At 54.1% G+C, this 16,543-nt stretch carries 14 protein-coding genes; 3 read left to right on the forward strand and 11 right to left on the reverse strand.

The genetic code is table 11. The annotated features are described in order from the left end of the window. Nucleotides 1-236: 236 nt before the first annotated feature. The 4 genes from BITS_RS07330 to ptsP form a co-directional block, all read right to left on the reverse strand. A complete protein-coding gene (locus tag BITS_RS07330) occupies nt 237-1,757 on the reverse strand; it encodes a PTS ascorbate transporter subunit IIC (protein WP_026641736.1) in 1,521 nt (506 codons plus the stop codon). 41 nt (nt 1,758-1,798) lie between these two features. Further along, the gene (locus BITS_RS07335) at nt 1,799-2,071 is read right to left on the reverse strand and encodes a PTS sugar transporter subunit IIB (RefSeq protein ID WP_026641737.1); all 273 of its coding nucleotides are present in this window, start codon (nt 2,069-2,071) and stop codon (nt 1,799-1,801) included. Between the two features lie 340 nt (nt 2,072-2,411). Then, complete coding sequence (locus tag BITS_RS07340; protein WP_026641738.1) at nt 2,412-2,858, reverse strand: PTS sugar transporter subunit IIA; 447 nt, start codon at nt 2,856-2,858, stop codon at nt 2,412-2,414. Between the two features lie 165 nt (nt 2,859-3,023). Then, nucleotides 3,024-4,676, reverse strand: coding sequence for a phosphoenolpyruvate--protein phosphotransferase (gene ptsP / locus BITS_RS07345; RefSeq protein WP_026641739.1), 1,653 nt, complete (start codon nt 4,674-4,676; stop codon nt 3,024-3,026). A gap of 221 nt (nt 4,677-4,897) precedes the next feature. On the opposite strand from ptsP, the gene BITS_RS07350 reads away from it, so the two are divergent. Together BITS_RS07350 and BITS_RS07355 are read left to right on the forward strand one after the other, a co-directional pair. Further along, a complete protein-coding gene (locus BITS_RS07350) occupies nt 4,898-5,167 on the forward strand; it encodes an HPr family phosphocarrier protein (protein ID WP_026641740.1) in 270 nt (89 codons plus the stop codon). Between the two features lie 137 nt (nt 5,168-5,304). After that, nucleotides 5,305-6,405, forward strand: a complete 1,101-nt coding sequence (locus tag BITS_RS07355; RefSeq protein WP_026641741.1) for a LacI family DNA-binding transcriptional regulator — start codon at nt 5,305-5,307, stop codon at nt 6,403-6,405. A 163-nt stretch (nt 6,406-6,568) separates the two neighbouring features. Here BITS_RS07355 and BITS_RS07360 read toward each other — a convergent pair whose 3' ends face one another. From BITS_RS07360 to BITS_RS07390, 7 genes are all read right to left on the reverse strand, one after another. After that, the gene (locus tag BITS_RS07360; RefSeq protein WP_026641742.1) at nt 6,569-7,720 is read right to left on the reverse strand and encodes a DNA polymerase III subunit delta'; all 1,152 of its coding nucleotides are present in this window, start codon (nt 7,718-7,720) and stop codon (nt 6,569-6,571) included. Next, on the reverse strand, nt 7,717-8,427 hold the full coding sequence (tmk, locus tag BITS_RS07365; protein ID WP_081693483.1) for a dTMP kinase: 711 nt from the start codon (nt 8,425-8,427) through the stop codon (nt 7,717-7,719). Before tmk ends, BITS_RS07360 begins: the two co-directional genes overlap by 4 nt. Next, a complete protein-coding gene (topA, locus tag BITS_RS07370; protein WP_026641743.1) occupies nt 8,424-11,375 on the reverse strand; it encodes a type I DNA topoisomerase in 2,952 nt (983 codons plus the stop codon). Before topA ends, tmk begins: the two co-directional genes overlap by 4 nt. A gap of 99 nt (nt 11,376-11,474) precedes the next feature. After that, nucleotides 11,475-12,494: a phosphatase PAP2 family protein gene (locus BITS_RS07375; RefSeq protein WP_044259713.1), complete on the reverse strand. Its 1,020-nt coding sequence runs from the start codon at nt 12,492-12,494 to the stop codon at nt 11,475-11,477. 278 nt (nt 12,495-12,772) lie between these two features. Then, nucleotides 12,773-13,837 (reverse strand): alpha/beta hydrolase, encoded by a 1,065-nt coding sequence (locus tag BITS_RS07380; RefSeq protein ID WP_081693484.1) that lies wholly within the window; start codon nt 13,835-13,837, stop codon nt 12,773-12,775. An 86-nt stretch (nt 13,838-13,923) separates the two neighbouring features. Next, the gene (locus BITS_RS07385) at nt 13,924-15,177 is read right to left on the reverse strand and encodes an MFS transporter (RefSeq protein ID WP_051264310.1); all 1,254 of its coding nucleotides are present in this window, start codon (nt 15,175-15,177) and stop codon (nt 13,924-13,926) included. Between the two features lie 180 nt (nt 15,178-15,357). After that, nucleotides 15,358-16,296 carry an AraC family transcriptional regulator gene (locus BITS_RS07390; RefSeq protein WP_044259662.1) on the reverse strand — a complete coding sequence of 313 codons (939 nt, stop codon included), beginning with the start codon at nt 16,294-16,296 and terminating at the stop codon, nt 15,358-15,360. A gap of 145 nt (nt 16,297-16,441) precedes the next feature. Between BITS_RS07390 and BITS_RS09765 the strand changes: the two genes are divergently transcribed. Then, on the forward strand, nt 16,442-16,543 hold a 102-nt coding region (locus BITS_RS09765; protein WP_420795466.1), incomplete at its 3' end, for a transposase-like zinc-binding domain-containing protein.

Below are 16,543 nucleotides of genomic sequence, written 5' to 3' on the forward strand. Positions count from 1 at the left end.
TCCAGCTCCGGGGCGTTACTCCACACGCAGACCTTGGCGTATATCCGCTAGCAATATGAACAGAGGCACGGGCCAAATTCTCGTTGACCTTTCGTCGGCGCAAACTCGTCACCCGAATAATGCAAAACGGCTGCACAGGTCAGAGAATGACGAGTATCGCCTTCTCGGTCGTGCAGCCGGATATGTGCCATAAGGCTTATGAAGTTGCCGTGGTCAGTGACCTGCGGGCTTCTTCCTTATGCCTGAGCCTTTTCCTTGGCCTTGGCTTCCTTGGCAGCTGCCTTCGCAGCCTTCTCTTCTGCCTTGACCTGCTCAATGAACTCAGCATGTTCCTTTGCAGGCAGCCAACCGGAATTGACCACCTTGACCTGCCAGATCCAAGCAGCGCCGAAGAGCACGGCGGCCAAAATCAGCAGGGCAATGGCGCCGCCGATAGGACCCCAGTGAGCCATGCCGCCGGTCACGATGCCAAACCATGCGAAGTCAGCATCGCCGAAGGTGGAGTTGGACACACCGAAGGTACCCATAACGGTCATCAGGAATGCCGGAAGGAAGGTAATCAGCAAACCGTTGACGAAACCGCCGATGATAGCGCCGCGGCGACCGCCGGTAGCGTTGCCGAATACACCGGCACCGCCGCCATCGAAGAAGTGAGGCACCATGCCAGGCAGAATCAAAGCCAGACCCCAGACCGGTCCGAGCCATGCGGCGATGATGCCCAATGCGACCAGACCGCCCACGAAGGAGGAGAGGAAGCCGATCAACGATGCATTTGCGCCATAGGGGAACACAATCGGCACATCCAGTGCAGGACGGGCACCGGGGACGACCTTGTTGGCAATGCCCTGGAATGCGGGAACGAGCTCGCCCAGGATGATACGGACACCATAGAGGATGATGCTCACGCCGATGCCGAATTGCAAGGCCTGAGCGAAGGCTGCCATGATGAAGGAGCCGTAGTTGTCAGGGGCACTTGCGAATACCGAGAAAGCATCCTCGGCCGGCAGCACGATTGCAGCCCAGATAGCGAAGACCAGGTAGAGCACCACCATAAGCAAGGTGGTGGAAACCATGGAGTCACGCAGGAAGCTCAAGCCCTTGGGGAAGTTGATATCTTCGGTGGACTTGGACTTCTTGCCGGTCACAGAACCCAAAGCGCCGGCGGTGATGTAGCCAAGGCTGTTGAAGTGGCCGATCGACAGCTTGTCACTACCGGTTACGCGATTCATGAATGGCTGGGCGAATGCCGGCATGACCACCATGATCACAGCCATCAAGACGGAGCCAACGATGATGACGAGCAACTGGTTATCGCTGCCCATACCTACCGAGAGCACCAATGCAAGCATCATCGACATGAACACCATATGATGGCCTGTCAGGAAGATGTACTTCAGAGGGGTGAAACGGGCCACAACCAACATGATGAGGAAGCTCAACACGATGATGTATGCCGAAGTGGCGCCGAACTGAGTGGAAGCCTGAGCGGTGATGACCTCATTGGTCGGGACCACGCCATGAGCGCCGGTGGACTTCAGCACAAGATCACCGAATGGCGCCAGAGCCGCAGTCACCACACCTGCACCGGCGCCCAAGATAAGGTAGCCCATGGCTGCCTTCAGGCCACCGGCTATGACCTGACCTGCACTACGCTTCAATGCAATCAGGCCGATTGCAGCGATAATGCCGATCAGATACGCCGGAACATTAAGAATTTCCTGGCTAATGAAATTCAAGATCTGAACAACAATGTTCATGTCTTTCTCCTTCTATCCTTCTGGTCACGCACTAGTGAGCACTAGTCGTCGTATTTCTCCAGAATTCCCTTGATCTCTTCTGCATCCATGAAGTTCTCCACGGTCTCCACCGGGGTGGTGGTACCTTCCAGCTCAGGGGCGAGCTGCGGAGAGGTGAGAACCAGGTCGTTCATATTGGCAGTTCCCTTGGCGCTACCTGCATCGGAAGTGGTGACGGTAACATCCATGCCCAAATCGGCGGCTGCCGACTCGACATTGATCTTCAAAAGCACGGAGGTACCGATGCCGTTACCGCATACGCAAAGAATATTCATAATATTCCTCGATTCTGTTTATGGGTGGGTTATTTATTGATGTGCCATATGGCACTGTGCGCAGTTGTCGGCCGCGCAGACGTCTGGTTTCTTGTCACTTCCATACGTCAAGAATCAGGATGCCGGGTTGTGTCTCGCATTGATACGCCCCAGCAGTTGCAACTTCAAATCACTGAGTTGTAAACAATTTTCAAGCTTTATACGCTCAGATTGTTCCTACACTTAAGGTCACAGACTTTGTGGATCTTATTGAGTTATGCGATGGGTATTCCCTGCGCATCATTGCTTTCACATCGTGCAAATGTGAATAATTATCACCATGATGCGCAGGAATGCCTACTTATCCCTTAAGTACGTCGCGAATGTCTTCAGGCGTCGCAGCGCTTGCGAGCTTTTCGCGCTTATCAGCCTTGGAAAGCGCCGCTGCAATGGCTGACATCACAGTGATATGCTCACTTTCATCGCGGCCAGCCAAACCGATGACCAGAGAAACCGGATCATTGGCCTTATTGCCGAATTCGACCGGCTCATCCAGCCTCACCCAGCTCAGACCAGTGTTCAGCACTGCATCTGAAGGGCGAGAATGAGCCAATGCCAGGCCTGGAGCGATGACAATATATGGCCCCATCTTTTCGACGGTTTCGATCATTTCGTCGGTATACGCCTCGGTGGTAAATCCTGCGGCAACCAGTCCGGCACCAGCCAAACGGATCGCCTCGCGCCAATCGGCCGCGTGCGCACCCAGATTGAATGCCGAATCAGGCAGGAATGCATCGATGTCACTCATGGTCCTACTCACTTTCTTGGTACTCCCGCTACAGGGAAAGGGTCGCATCGTTCCTCGTTGTCAACAGTGAACGGGACGAACAGGAGGTGGGTTTCATCCTTGGTGCAGCATCCGCTATGCATGCTGCACCAAGCTCTTATCCCTCGGATTCGAGGGCGGGATTATTCATTCAGCAGGGTTATAGAATTGGCCATCCAATGCAGCCTCAGCCTTAGCCTTGGCTTCTTCCATGGTGTACTTGGCCAATTCGGCGCGCACATCATCCAAAGCCACAGGGGTCATGGACAGTGAGTTCACACCGATACCAGCCAGCACAACAGCCAAGTCAGGATCAGCCGCGGCTTCACCGCACACGCCGACCGGCATGCCATTGGCATTGCCAGCATCTGCGATCAGCTTGATGGCACGCAGCACAGCCGGATGCCATGCGGTCTGATAATTGGCCACAGAGCCCAAAGTACGGTCTGCCGCCAACGTGTACTGGGTCAAGTCGTTGGTGCCGATGGACACAAAGTCGGCGACCTTGGCCACCTTGTCAGCGACCAAAGCGATGGATGGCACTTCGGCCATGACACCGACCTTCTTCAGTCCCTTGGACTTGCCCAGCTTGACGAAGTATTCCGCTTCATGCTCGTCCGCAACCATCGGAGCCATTACCCACAGGTCGGCATCGGTCTGGGCGTCGGCACGAGCCAATGCCTCAAGCTGTCCTTCAAGCACATTCATATGCGCCTTCAATGTGCGCAGGCCACGCAGACCCAAGGCTGGATTCGGCTCATCCTCTGGGGTGAGGAATGGCAGCGGCTTGTCAGCGCCCGCGTCGAGCATACGAATAACAACCTTCCTGCCCGGGAAGCGGCTGAGCAGTTCGGCATATGCCTTGGTCTGCTCTTCCACGCTTGGCGGCTCGGAATTGCCGATGAACAGGAATTCGGAGCGGAACAGACCCACGCCTTCGGCGCCGTATTCGAGCGCGGGATCGGCATCCTTGGGCTTGCCGACATTGGCCAGCAAAGGAATAAGTGTGCCATCCTTCAAAGCGCCGGGCCGGCCACGCAGTTCCTTGGCCTTGGCTGCCTGAGCGCGAGCCTCTTCAGCCTGTGCGATCTCGTCTTCAGAAGGATCGACTGCAACTTCACCCTGCGCTGCGTTGACAATAACCATGGTGCCGTCCTGAAGCTGTTCTTCCGCCTCAGAAGCCGATACCACAGCGACAATGCCACGCGCACGAGCCAGAATGGCGGTATGGCTGGTAGGGCCGCCCTGAATGGTGACGATTGCCAAAGTCTTGTTCATATCCAGGCTTGCTGTGTCGGCTGGGGACAGATCGTCAGCCACAAGAACAAACGGCTTGTCACTCTGCGGCACACCTGGAGCCGGCACACCCATCAGATCTGCGATGACTCGCTGACCGACATCATGCAAATCTCCTGCACGCTCAGCCATATATCCGCCCAAAGCGGTGAGCATCTGCTCGAAGCCTGCGAAACCTTCAAGTGCCGCACGCTCTGCACTCTTGCCCACATCCACCAAGTTCTTGATGGAATCCAACAATGCCGGATCCGCAGCCATCTGGCCCAGAGCCTGCAAAATCGGGGCGGCTTGCTTGGCTCCGTCATCGCCTTGAAGAGCCGCTTCCGCTCGTGCATTCAGATCTTCCTGCACCTTAGCAAGGGACTTCTTCACACGCTCAAACTCATGTTCGGCGCTTACCGATTCAGCTCGCGGCGCATCCGAGGGCTCGGGCAGCGGTGCCGCCATACGAATAACTGGACCAACCGCAACGCCACGGCCAATGCCAACACCTTTGATAACCATTTGTGCTCCTTATGCTTTGCGGGTTTCCAGCAGTGGATACCCTTCATGACTCGCTCACATCATCGCAAGAAAATCATTTCTAACGACTGTCAGTATACACTTCGCAATCCGCTTTGCAAATACGGTAAACGTTTTCTGAATTTTCCGCAACTTCGTGCTATACTCATTCCGAAAGCAGCCAAGAAGACGGCCGCATTTCAACCGACTCAAAGGAGTGTCTTATGGCAACCGCAACACGTACCGCAGTCATCAACGATCCTGTTGGAATCCACGCTCGTCCGGCCGCAGAATTTGCCCAGGCAGCAACCGCATCCGGTGCAACCGTAACCATTTCCAAGGAACCAGGAACCCCTGGCGTCAGCGCTGGCAGCATCCTTTCCGTTATGGGATTGGGCATCAAGCAGGGCGATACCGTTGAACTCACCGTTGACGGTGACAACGCTGAGGCGATCGCCGACGATCTCATTGCAACCCTCACCAAGGGTGAGTGAGATTTCTCACATCGACGTTATGTGATGAATTCACTTCGTGTTGCCGCCACGCCTTAGGGGCAGGCGGCAACACTATTTAGGCGTCAGCGTGCCCAAAGACGGGTTTGCAGCCTTCTGTAAGCGCAAATGGAGAGCATATGGAGTCCAAGGAACAGGCACCGGCTTCCGGCAGTTCCATCGTGAACGTGGCCGCCCTAGCCAAGGTCTCAACCGCCACTGTGTCCCGAGTACTGTCAGGGCGACGTACCAAGGATGACGATATCGCCCGTCGTGTGCGTAAAGCTGCAGAAGCGCTGAATTATTCCGCTGATTACGCGGCAAGCACTTTACGCAGCAGTTCAACGAATACTTTGGCTTTGGTTTCAACATCACCCAGCAATCCTTTTATTGCAAGGATGCTTGTCGCACTTGAAGCCGCCGCATCAGAAAATGGCAAAGAGCTACTCGTCGGGCTGGGCGACACCTCCGAAAGGCAGCGCATTCGAATCGACGCATTGCTGTCACGCAAACCGGACGGCCTGATCGTAATGCCTTCAACGCAGGACGATATGTCTGCGGTTCTGGAAAAATATGCGTCGACCACGCCCACTGTTCAAATATCAGGCAAATTCACTTCTTTCCATGTCAATTGGGTCGGCGTCGACAACAATGCCGCCATGGAGTTGGCGTTGGCGCATTTGGCTGAACACAATGCACAATATATTGCCTTCTTCAGCGCCTCAGTGAATTCAAGTGAAGCGGCGGAGCAATTCATCACTTTCCAGACTTCGGCAAGCCGGCTCAATCTCCCAGCCCAGCCTCAGTGGACCACCTTCGGGGATTGCACGGTACGCAGAGGCTATGCCGATGCCCTTCGAATCTTCTCTGCTAGTGATGCTTCCCATTCATCCGCCTCTCCTATGGCAAGGCCCGATGCTGTGATATGCGCTTCGGATGATATCGCATTGGGAGTGTGCATGGCCTTGGACACCTTGGGATTGCGCGTCCCTGAAGATGTGCAAATAATCGGATCAGGAGACACGGCACCGCGCGATGAAGCACTGCCGTCATTAACCACAACGCGACCCCATTACGAGCGCATCGCCAAAGAAACCCTTCGCTTACTCGAAGCCAACAGCCGAGTCACCCACTGGCTGCCAGCCCACACGGCATTCCCCCCAAGATTGATCGCGCGTGAATCAACCAGTGAACTCTGGTGGGATTCCAGCGCCATGGTCACGCCGGACAAAGATCTGTGATCAAATTCGAGTCGACTACCACCGTTCCAGCGTTCCCGGCCACGCTTGGTTATGTATGCAACCTTTATATACCCGAGTGCGCCAAGCCAAACGTCGAAATGTCTCGTGGATGATGAGAAACACGTTGACAATCGGTATTCCAGCCATCCTGGGAAAATAAAAGTCAAACCAACAGCGCACAGAACAGCGCTTCGAACACCAGAGCGGGGTTGACGTTGCCGGCCAGACGTCGTCGGGCAGTCGCCACATCTTCCAGCCGCCTCACAGCACCCTGCCGATCGAGCTGCACGGACAATTCCGTTATAGCAGAACGATTTTCCAGATTGATCATTCCCACTGAGTCTTCGGCGTTATTCTGCAAAACCGCAACATCTCGATAGATGCTAGCGATGGAATTCAAAGCCCTATCCAACACATCACGGCTGCGCCGAGTGGCTTTTCTTCGCAATTCCTCTTTTTTGGTTAAGGCATTGAATGCCGAACGCAGTTTGGGCGGAATGCGGTCGCTAGGAGACAGTCCGTTGATGCGAAGAAAATCCTCCTTTGCCTTATCCGCTTCCCGCGTCGCATCCTCCATCGCCTGATCCTGCGCACTATCTATCAATCGCGATGCCAACACTATGGCATCCGAAGCGCGACGGAGATTCAGCACACCGACAATCAATTCATCGCGGTCACTCATCACCTGCTCATCAGTGGCATACAATCGAGCCACACCAATATGACCCTCAGAAAGTCGTGCCGCACGAATGGCAATTTTGTGCTCAACGCCAGTATTGCTCTCCAAAAATTCGGCGACGGCCTTTGTTGACGGCACCGCCAAATTCACGATGCGGGTACGCGAGCGGATAGTGGGCAGAACATCCTGAGCGCTTGGTGCGCATAGCAGCCAGATCGTATGCTCGCTGGGCTCTTCGATCTCCTTGAGCAGCACATTCGTCGTGCGCTCCAGCATTCGATCCACATCCTCAATAATGATGATGCGCCACGGCGCAGTGCTCGGCATCTGTTCCGACAAGTTGATGAGCTCGCGAACCTCATCGATACCGATGGTCACCTTATTCGTGGCCAGCACACTGACATCGGGGTGGCTTCCGGACAACACATTCATAGTCGTTTTGGTCGGCTCGTCACCAAGACCGTGGTCCGGACTTTCCAACGCCGCCGCGAATGCCCTTGCCACATTCGAGCGGCCAGATCCCGGAGGGCCACATATCAACCACGACTGAGCGATGGACTGAGGATCACAGGAAGCAACGGTGCGCAACTGATCGACAACCCTGTGTTGCCCGACGATGTCATCCCACACGCTCATGCACTCTCTCCATTCGCCGTGTCGGAGAACTCCAAGTTAGTGAACTCCAATTTAGTCTGGAAAGGCCCAGATTGCATCTGGGAAGATTCTGCCGATTGCAACACCGTATCCATATCCGATTTGATGGCATCCCACACCGAATCAATGCTGCCACCGGCGTCAATGACCAAGCAGCGGCTTTCGTTTCGCTGTGCGATATCGAGAAATGCTTGTCGAGTCCGACGCTGGAACGCATCACCCGCGGATTCCATACGATCTTCATCATGCGCCAACCGGCTATGAGAAAGCCGCGGATCCATATCAAGCAAATACGTGCGACGAGGCCACAGGCCGTCCGTTGCCCATTCGCTCAATCGCTTGATATCTTCGGACGACGATTCCCTGCCACCGGCTTGATAAGCCACTGAGGAATCGATATATCTATCCGTAATGACCACGGCGCCCCGTTCCAAAGCAGGACGAATCACCTCATGCACATGTTGCGCTCGATCCGCGGCAAACAGCAGCGCTTCTGCGCGAACGCCTATCTCCCCGCCGTGCAAGAGCATCTCCCTCAAAGCAATGCCAAGACCTGTGCCTCCTGGCTCGCGGGTCATCACCACCTCACGCCCAAGCGACTGCAGATATTCACGCAAGCGTTCGGCCTGGGTGGTTTTGCCCACTCCGTCAACCCCTTCGAAGGAGATGAAGATACCTTCCGCGGTCATGCCGAGGCACTCTTCTTACTTGCACGTGTTGTGCTGGATGATTTCGCGGTCGTTTTAGCCGCTGTGGTTTTGCGGGTCGTCGAGCGCGTGGACGACTTTGTAGTGGTCTTCTTCGTTGACTTAGCGGAAGATGCCTTGGTCTTCTTGGCTGTGGAAGACTTGGTGGAACGGCGACGCTTGGTCGGACCGGCCGCCCTCTTCTCGGCCAAAAGACGGAATGCTTCTGCAGGTTCTATCGATTCCGCAGTGTATTGCTTGGGCAGTGTGCGGTTGGTCTCGCCATCGGTGATGTACGCACCATAGAAGCCGTCCTTGATGGTGACGGGCTTTCCATTTTCCGGATCGGCACCGAGCTCGCGCAGCGGAGGCTTCGCAGTTCCACGACCGCGGCCACGTCCATACTTGGGCTGTGCGAACAATTCCTTCGCAGCATCCACAGTCACTGTGAAAATCTCATCCTCACTGCCCAAGGAACGCGTATCCGTTGAACCGTCAGCAGCTTTCTTGGTCAGGTATGCACCATATCGACCATTATTCGCCTCAATGGTGGATTGGGTTATTGCACCGGTTTCAGCATTGGTCTCTTCAATCACACCGACTTGGCGAGGAAGTCGCAATAGTTTCAGCGCATCATCCAATGTCAGGGTTTCTGGCGTCATCGACTTGAAAAGCGATGCCATCTTGGGGCGGGCAGCCTCTTCGGCCGCCTTTTTTGAACCACGTTTGGCAGGCTTGGCAGCTTCTTTCGCTCCCGATTCGGCAGACTCCGGCATGACCAACGCCACATATGGGCCGAAACGGCCAGTTCGCACCTCAACGGTACCGCCGGTCTCAGGATCTTTGCCCAGCTCACGCGGACCGCCGGCGTTGCTTTCGATGAGCTGATGGCCTTCGGCCACAGTGAGCTCATCAGGAGCCAATGTGTCAGGCACTGATGCACGCTTCGGATTGCCTGAAGCGTCAAGGTTCTTGGTATCTTCCAGATATGGTCCGTAGCGTCCGACCCTCACATGCAGACCATCGCCGATATCGATGGTATTGATCTCACGGGCATCGATTTCACCCAGTTCGGCAACCTGCTGCTGCAACCCGCCGTGTGCTTCATCGGCATTATGTGCGGCATCCTCACCAGTACCGAAATAGAACCTCGTCAACCACTCACGACGTGTTTCCTCGCCATGGGCTATTTGATCAAGGCCATTCTCCATATCGGCGGTGAACTGATAATCCACATACTTCGGGAAATTGCTCTCCAAAAGCTTGATCACAGCAAACGCCAACCACGAAGGAATCAGCGCACGACCTCGTTCATACACATACCCACGATCGATAATCGTAGAAATAATGCTTGCATATGTGGAAGGCCGACCGATCTCCTTTGCCTCCAGAGTCTTGACCAAAGAAGCTTCGGTGTATCTCGCCGGAGGTTGGGTTTCATGCCCGACCGCAACCACGTCGACGGGGTCGATCATATCGCCGGTGGACATTGGCGGAAGAGACTCATTGGAATCAGCAGACCCAGCGTTCTTGGATTCGCCATCCTGAGAAGTCTTGGCATCTTTCATGGAGCGACGGCCCTCGCCAGTCGCCTTCAGGAATCCAGGGAATTCGATAACTGTTCCGGAAGCCTGGAAAATCGCATCCCCTTGCTGCTCAACCGGAGCAGAGAGCTTCACAGTAGCGGTGGAACCCGTGGCATCAGCCATCTGCGAAGCCAAGGTACGCTGCCAAATCAGGGTGTACAGTCTCAGCTGATCAGGGGGAACCTTGGTTGCCAATTCCTCAGGGTTGCGGAACCGTGAGCCCGAGGGACGAATACACTCATGCGCTTCCTGAGCGCCTGCGGTTCTTGTTGCATACTGCTTGGGCTCATCAGAAAGATATGCCTCGCCGAATTTCTGCGAAACAGCCTCTCGAGCGGCTTCGATAGCCTCTTGAGACAGGGTTACCGAATCGGTACGCATATATGTGATGTAACCATTCTCATACAGACCCTGCGCAGCTCGCATGGTCTGACGAGAACTCATCGACAGACGATTTCCCGCGGTCTGCTGAAGCGTGGAAGTGGTAAACGGGGGCAAAGGACGCCTGCGGTATGGCTTCGTTTCCATGGATGCCACCATGAATGATTGCTGACGAAGAGCCTTGGCAATGGCTTCAGATTGTTCCTGATCCAATTGCAGCACGCCATCTTTGCTTGCAGCATCCGTCAGCGATCCGTTATCGGAGAAATCCTTCGAACCAGCCAGGCGCTTGCCATCCAGCGAAACCATATGCGCTTCGAAAACCACAGGCTCACCCTGAGCTCCATCCGCCTGCAATTGGGCACTCACATCCCAATAAGACGCCTTGACAAAGGCCATGCGTTCACGCTCACGCTCAACAATGAGGCGCGTGGCCACCGACTGCACACGACCGGCCGACAGACCCGGTCCGACCTTGCGCCACAGCACTGGCGACAATTCATAGCCATACAAGCGATCAAGCACACGACGTGTTTCCTGCGCATCGACCATATGACCGTCGACATCACGAGTCTTGCCCAGAGATGCCTTAATGGCCTCAGGTGTGATCTCATGGAATACCATGCGCTTCACCGGCACCTTGGGCTTGAGCGTTTCCACCAAATGCCAAGCGATTGCCTCTCCCTCGCGATCCTCATCAGTCGCCAGGTACAATTCGGAAGCATCGCGCAATGCTTCCTTCAGCTCGGAAACGGTTTTCTTCTTGTCGGCGCCAACGATGTAATACGGCTCGAATCCGTCATTGACGTCAACACCGAACTTACCGAACTTTTCTTTTTGTCCAGCCGGCACCTGACTGGGCTGTGCAAGATCACGAATATGGCCGACAGAAGCCATGACGTTATAGTCTTGGCCTAGATATCCCCCGATTTTCTTGGCCTTGGTGGGAGACTCCACGATGACGAGCTTAGTGCCGTTTGCCATTGCCTCTCCTTAACTATCGTTTCGGAACGCCATCATACTCACCATATGTGGCCTATCGCCAAATTTCGTGTGCCGCCGGAACTCATTTGTTGAGACAATTCATTGGGTCGGAGGTGTTGGCGGCGCTCCCACCAAACCCAATTTGCTCAACGGTGCAGCAGTGATTTGGCGCATCGCTGCTTCAAGCCCGAATACCAGTGCAGAGAGCCCGACAATCGCGGCAATTGCCGACACATGCGCCGCCGGATGAGTCCACTGTGCACTCAACGACAGCCCGGGCTGTATCTGCCAAAGCAGGTATGCACTATACAACAGTGCCATCACACCCGCAGTAATCAGAACACTGGCAACGATTTGAATACTCGTCGAAGACACCCGCGTGCCCGGCCTATCCATACTCGAGGCACGTGTGAATATCATGACGAGCATCATCCAACCGGCTGCAATGCACAGAGACATCACAACATCAGTGGGACGATGCCATTGCCCATATATCAAGGACAAACCCGTGAGCGATGCATAACCGACGGCGATCACGGCAGCCACGGCTCTCCATGCCCGAGATACCGCAAACACAAGCACCATTCCGGAAGCCACTGCCAATAGCATATGTCCCGAAGGCGCGGAATTAGACTGCTGCGATTCCACATTAATCAAATACGGCCTTGGCAAATATTCTTTGAGCAACGATGAGGCAGCGCAGGCCAATACCAGTACAACGGACTGCCCTATCGCCCACCATCTGCGCCTCGCGACCAAAACAATAAGCGCAACGACCATCAGCACAACGCTAATCGAGGCTGAAACCCATTCAGATACCAAGGGGCGGATCGTGACCGCCAACCAGCTGGGCACAGCCTCGGACTTGAATGACGAGAAGACCATGTCATCGTAAGACTGGCCTTCCATGGTTCGCACGCCCAGCCACCAGATACCTACAGATGCAGCAAAAAAGAATACGGCGAAAACAGCACACAGCACACGGCTTGAGGTTCGCGGTCGGACGGTAAGAGGGTCCAAGCGCGCCAAACCACGGTCGACCTCCGCGGCGCTCAAGCCATCAGCATCGTCGGCCGCAGTACCGACCAGTATCGGATGAGTGTTCAATTCGTCGGTCATAATGTTGACTCTACGGCGAGTGGGTAGACAGAGCCGCATATGCGCTGCAAACATCCACAAAAACCACGGAATGGGTTCCAGTTCAGGAACGATATCCGTCGACGCAATATCTTCCATAGACTTTCAGGCAATATGCACAGCACCGGCCCTCATAAGCATCGCATTTCGCTATTTCTCAGTATCACATCGAAATTGGGCCCGTATCCAGACAGGACACGGGCCCAGGCATTCAATAATTGAATCCAATATGACATGCATATACGGCAATGCACGGAGACTTACAACTTCTGTTCCAACCAATCGAACACGATATTCAATGCACGAGCGGAACGGAAACCGTAGCATGCGTGGCACGCATTGTCGAGCTTCAGGAAGGTCACATCTTTATCCAAGGCTTTCATCGTGGCATACAACCGACAGCTCTGATTAAAGGGAACCAGCTGATCGCGGCCGCCATGCATGATCAGCGTCGGAGGCGTCGGGACGTCGGCTGACAAATACGACATCGGAGAGGCCACACGGCTGCGATCAGGATATTCCAGCACATCCACGCCCCCTATTTCCACACCTTCAGGGCATTCAGGAGCGCTATGGTTTTGCGAGCTCGCGTAGAAGTTCATTTTGACAAAGTCCGTTGGCCCATACCAATCCACAATCGCCTTGACTTCAGCGCTCTCCTCCCCATACAAAGGGGTATCTGGTTCACGATCACCGGTAAATCCTGCCATAAGCACTGTATGGCCGCCAGAGGAATCACCCCACAGTACGACACGATCCTTATTGCAATGGAATCGTTCCGCATTCACACGCATGAAACGGACTGCGGTCTTGCAATCCAACATCTGCGCAGGGAACGGGGCAACGTCACTATGACGATATTTCATCGCCGCAACCACATAGCCTTTTTCGGCAATACGCACATAGTAGTTTGAGTAATCAGGCACATTCTGTTCATGGAACGCTGAACCCCGCACGAAGACGATGACCGGCCATCCGCCTTCAGGCATATGACTCTCAGGGGCATTATCCAAACCGGGAGTGAATACCCACATCGGTAAATCCATCGATGTGCCATCAGCCAGCGTACGTGTGGCGTAGGTGACCTCTTCAAAACTCACGGAATAACCGAAGTCATCCTCATCGAGATCAGAAATCACAGTGCAACCATCTGGAACCTCATCTGTGTGGGGGAAGTTCTTCGTCTGTTCAATCGGGGTTGGTATTGTCGCCAATGGTTCCACTGATGCCGGCTCCACCAGCGAATCGACATCAATCTCCGGACGTATATCGTCTGAATGAATAGTCAGCCACTGATCCGTCACTATATTCAGATCATCACTCATTTGTCATATCCTCATTTCTTTATCAATTTGTGCAATCTGGGTCTCAGGCACAGAGGCCGATGCCATCTCTTATGCCGATGACTCAATTACGCAGCTTCATGGGCATTATTCTTATCGAACGCATTGAATGCCAATATCATTGCGATGCAAACAACCATGAGCACAGCTGCGAAATTCATTGACTTCCATGTGCTGGTCACACCGGTGATAGCGCCGATAGCCGCAAAGGCATAGGTTGGCAGGAACGAGCCGATGCTGTTTCCGAAGAAGGCATACGAAGTGGCCTGAGCGGATAACGTTGGGTCGGTATGTTCATTGACCAGGAAATTGACATACGGCATGAACCAGCAGAATCCGACACCGAATAAGACGGCAGCGGCGAACCAGATATTCAATGATGACGTGTTCGCCCACATCGCCAAACCGATTGCCTCCAATGCGATAGCAACGATGCCAATGCGCATGCCAAGGAAGCGCTTGGCAAAGCCGAACAGGAAGCCACCGACTAGCGAAGACATCGATACAACGGTCATGACCGTCGCCGCCTGAACCGCACTGATTGTGCCAGTTTCCTCAGCCGCCAAAGAAAGATTCACCGTATAGAAACCGTATCCAGTAGCAAAAACAATTTGCACAAGCATGCCGAAGTAAGCGGATAGCGGCATCTTGCGCTTTTTAGCATTTACGGCTCCGCCCGTGTTCTGTGCATTCGAGCGTCGCACACGACCGATCTCATTGACAGAATTTGGCACGAAAACCAGCACGATGACAAATACCAACAGCGCTATGAAATATACGAAGTAGAAGTAGTGCCAATCAACAACCATGATGCCGGCAATAGCGGAGGAAAAGATGGTTGCACCAAGTCCTACCATTGCTGACTGGATTCCCATCATCGTGTCTGCCTCACGACCCTTCTTGAAGCAATCCACGATCAATGAGGCCGATAGCGGCTGGATAAGCCCCACGCCAAATCCGCACAGCGCGCGAAGTGCGGTCTTCATATCCAGATCAGGCACGAACATCGGCAAAAATCCACCGAGGAAGCACAGCAAGGTGCCTGCCAAGCATAGATTTTTCTTGCCTACTTTTGCTGCAAGAAAACCACCCACCAAAGTGGCAATAATGCCGCCGATCACTGGAATATTGACAAAACCCTGCAATTCCATGGTGCTGGCATTCGGGTAATCCTGTCGAAGGCTTGAAACCACGGCCATTGTGACCGATACGCTGCACAACAGCAATGACAGCGACAGGATGGCTACTTTCATAAGGTGACGCCGCGCACCAGACTGAGGCAACGTAGCTGTCGAAGCAGTAACAATTGCATCCGATTCCATGGGAACTCCTTTGTTATGGGCAGACCCGGCAGAGCAACGTTATTCTGCCGATCCACTCCTGTGGAACTCCTCAATTATCTGGACAATAATCCACTGAAAATATGTAGTTTTCTGATATTAACTACACATATTTGACCAATGCTGATTCAAAACCTGACGACCTCATTACGACCTGGATCATTAGATTTCTTGGAGACGCTCATGGTTCGCACGCCGAAAAACAGAAGGCATCATGCCATAGCGTTTGAAAAATGCCGTGGAAAAGGCACGAGCCGAGCGGAAACCGCTATCCTGCGCAATCTGACTGCAGGACACCCTCGAAGAAACCAACACATCTACGGCATGTTGCAACCGCAACTCGGTTAAATACCGCTCAGGAGACATGCCGGCATGCTTGGAGAACAAGCGGGAGAAATATTCCGGACTGTATCCAAATTCCTTCGCAGCCTGCGTCACCGTCACACCGCTTGCGTAATTATGGTCAAAGAAATCAACCATCGGCTTTATACGCTCATCGACGGCGTCAGAACCCGCAGCAGCGCTGAGCTCACAGCTTTCCGAAGCATAGTGTGTGTAAATATGCTCCAGCAGTTGGAATACCAGACGGGCGGCTCGTATGAATCTCAGCTCAGAGGTATCATCAGCCAACGAAACAATGAGATCCTCGCATATCAGCTCCAAATCGGCATCAGGCCATGCGGTTCCACGCCCGATTGGCACGCCTTGCTTCAAATAACGGTCGTGAAGACCGGGTGCCAGTCGAGCGATCTGACGGTTATCGAAGGTCACAGACAACACGCTTTGCCCAGTGCTTCGTGGCATCGGATGAATGGCATGCCGCGCATTGGGACTGATAAGACAGAACTGACCTTCCTCAATCGTTACACTTCGTCCGTCCACGAAGACTCGCAGCCGTCCTTGGCATGCATACAACATTTCCGCACCTTTATGCCAATGAAGAGGTACGTCTTGGGCAGGCATTTCCTCATGCAACTGCACCAGCGCGGGATACCGCGGAGAGAATCCCAACTGCTCGCGGCCGTCCAGTTCGATTGTTCCCTCGAAAACAAGGTGTTGAGTAATGCGAATCGAACCCAGCGGAGCAACCTGAACGGACATAGCGGGTTAATGGACAAAATGTGTGTCTGATGGTTGGCGTCGGGGTTTGTGCTTGTTGGTGTGTCGGGGTTGTTTTAACGGTTTTGGTGTTAATGTCCGGGTTCGTTTGCTTTTTCGGTGTATGTGTGCTGTTTGATTGCTGTGCATGGTCAAGAGGAAATCGTCCCGTGCCGCGTTGTGTGAATTGTGCGGCGGGTCCATGCGCAAGAACGGGTTCACTTCCGGCGGCCGGCAGCGGTGGCGCTGC

The sequence above is a fragment of the Bifidobacterium tsurumiense genome (genome assembly GCF_000741765.1).
GTDB classification, from domain to species: domain Bacteria; phylum Actinomycetota; class Actinomycetes; order Actinomycetales; family Bifidobacteriaceae; genus Bifidobacterium; species Bifidobacterium tsurumiense.